Here is a 2492-nt window from a genome sequence, read left to right as displayed (position 1 = left end):
CGCGCCGCCGCGGCGAGCGCGGCCACGGTCTTGTGGAGGAAGACGTCGCGGGAGTCGATGACGACCGAGGCCTCCCGGGCGCGTGCGGCCAGCCGGACGGCCAGCAGGGAGTCGCCGCCGAGGGCGAAGAAGCTGTCGTCGATGCCGACCCGCCGCACGTCGAGCAGTTCGGCGTAGAGCGCGCACAGCGTCTCCTCGCGCGGGGTGCGCGGGGGCCGGCTGCCGGCGGCGGCGGTGACCTCGGGGACGGGCAGGGCGTCGCGGTCGAGCTTGCCGTTGTGGGTGAGGGGCAGGGCGTCCAGCGGTACGAAGCCGGCCGGGATCATGTATGCGGGCAGCCGGGCGGCGAGGTGCTCGCGCAGCTCTCCCGCGTCCGGTGCGGGCGTGCCGGGTGCCGGTACGAGGTAGGCCACCAGCCGTCGTACGCCGGGCCGGTCCTCGCGGACCACGACGCCGCACTGGGCGACGGCCGGGTGGGCGGTGAGCGCGGACTCGATCTCGCCCGGCTCGATGCGGAAGCCGCGCAGCTTCACCTGGGTGTCGGTCCGGCCGAGGTAGCCGAGCCGGCCGTCGGGCTCGCGGCGGACGAGGTCGCCGGTGCGGTACATGCGCTCGCCGGGCGCGCCGAAGGGGTCGGCGACGAACCGTTCGGCGGTGAGCGCGGGCCGGCCGAGGTAGCCCCGGGCCAGTCCGGCTCCCGCCAGGTAGAGCTCGCCCGCGGTGCCGTCCGCGACGGGCCGCAGCGCACTGTCGAGGACGTGGGCGCGCATGTTGTCGACCGGGCGGCCGATGACGGGGGCCCCGGTGGCGCGGAGGTCGCTGTACATCGAGTCGACCGTGCACTCGGTCGGTCCGTAGACGTTGCGGGCGGTCGGCCCGTCGGTGGCGTTGAGTTCGGCCCACAGGTCGTCGGGGACGGCTTCACCGCCGAGGACCAGCAGGCTCGGGCGGTGCGCGCCGTCGAGGAGGCCGGCGGTGAGCAGCTGGCGGGCGTGGGTGGGGGTGGTGTCCAGGACGTCGACGGCGTGTTCGGCGGTGTAGGCGGCGAGTGCTCCGACGTCGCGCCGCGTCGCGTCGTCGATGACGTGCAGTTCGTGGCCGGCGACGAGCCAGAGCAGCGCGGTCCAGGAGGCGTCGAAGACGAAGGCGTTGGTCAGGGCGACGCGGAAGCGGTCCCGGCCGGCCTCGGCGACGGCGGGTTCGATGAGGACGCGCCGGTGGTGCGCATGGAGGTTGCTCAGACTGCGGTGTTCGACGGCCACGCCCTTGGGCCGGCCGGTGGAGCCGGAGGTGTGGATGACGTAGGCGAGGTGGCCGGGCCGCAGCGGCCGGGTGCGGTCGGCGTCGGTGGGGTCGGTGACGGGGATCCCGGGCAGGCCCAGTCCGGCGTCCTCGATGAGCAGGACCCGGGCGTCGTCCGGGGCGGGGAGCGTGCTCGCCGTGGCGGCGTCGGTCAGCACGAGCGCGGGGTCGACCTCGGCGAGGACCATGCGCGTCCGCTCGGCCGGGTGGTCCGGGTCCAGCGGTACGTAGGCCGCGCCGGCCTTGAGGACGGCGAGCAGGGCCACGACCATGTCGGCCGAGCGGGGCAGGGCCAGGGCCACGAACTGCTCGGGTCCCACGCCGAAGTCGGCCAGGAGGTGGGCAAGCTGGTTGGCGGAGGCGTTGAGCCCGGCGAAGGTCAGGGTGCGGCCGGCGGCGACCACGGCCGTGGCGTCGGGGGTGCGGGCGGCCTGGGCGGCGAACAGGTCGGCGACGGTGGCCGCGGGGACGGGGCGCGCGGGCTCGCCGGCGGCGGACAGCGCGGCGGCGGCCTCGGGGGCGGTCAGGGTGTCGAGGCGGCCGACGGGCAGGCCGGGGTCCGCGGTGGCGAGGGCGGTCAGGAAGGCGAGGAAGCGCTCCTGGAGCCGGGCGAGCCCGGCGGGCTCGTAGAGCGCGGGGTTGGCGTCGAAGGAGAAGTGCAGACCGCTGCCGTCGGAACGGTCGTAGACGGCGATGGACAGGTCTCCGACCGGCCCGTTGGAGACGTTGTGGACGGTGATGGGGTGCCCGGCGAACGTGACGTCGAAGTCGAAGGGCATGATGTTGACCATGGGGCCGAAGAGGTGCCGCCCCTCGTCCAGCAGGCGCAGGTCCCGGCGCAGGTCCTCGTAGCGGTGGCGCTGGTGCCGCAGCAGGTCCTTGAGTTCGGCGGAGACCTGCCGGAGGAGGTCCGCGACGGTCGTCGCCGGGGACACCCGGACGCGCAGCGGGAGTTCGTTGGAGACCATGCCCGGGACGTTGCGGGCGGCCGCGCCGTGGCGGGCGCCGACCGGGATGCCCAGGGTCACGTCCTCGATCCCGGTGACGCGGTGCAGATAGGCGGCGGTCGCCGCGACGACCAGGGCCGACCAGCTCGTCCTGGTCGTCCGGGCGGCGGCGCGGAGGCTGTCGAGGGCGGTCTGCGGGAGGGTGGCGGTCTGCCGCAGGAAGGTGTCGGAGGGTGCGGCGGC

General features: G+C 75.4%; 1 protein-coding gene. It reads right to left on the bottom strand.

Translation table 11 applies throughout. The features are described from left to right. Window positions 1-2492, bottom strand: a 2492-nt coding sequence (locus AB0K09_RS32300; protein ID WP_366068954.1) for an amino acid adenylation domain-containing protein, incomplete at both ends; no start/stop codon positions are given.

The organism is Streptomyces sp. NPDC049577, from assembly GCF_040675635.1.
In the GTDB taxonomy this organism is placed as follows: Bacteria; Actinomycetota; Actinomycetes; order Streptomycetales; family Streptomycetaceae; genus Streptomyces.
The sequence above is the reverse complement of the archived record's forward strand: the minus strand, read 5'-3'. Positions and strand labels throughout refer to the sequence as shown.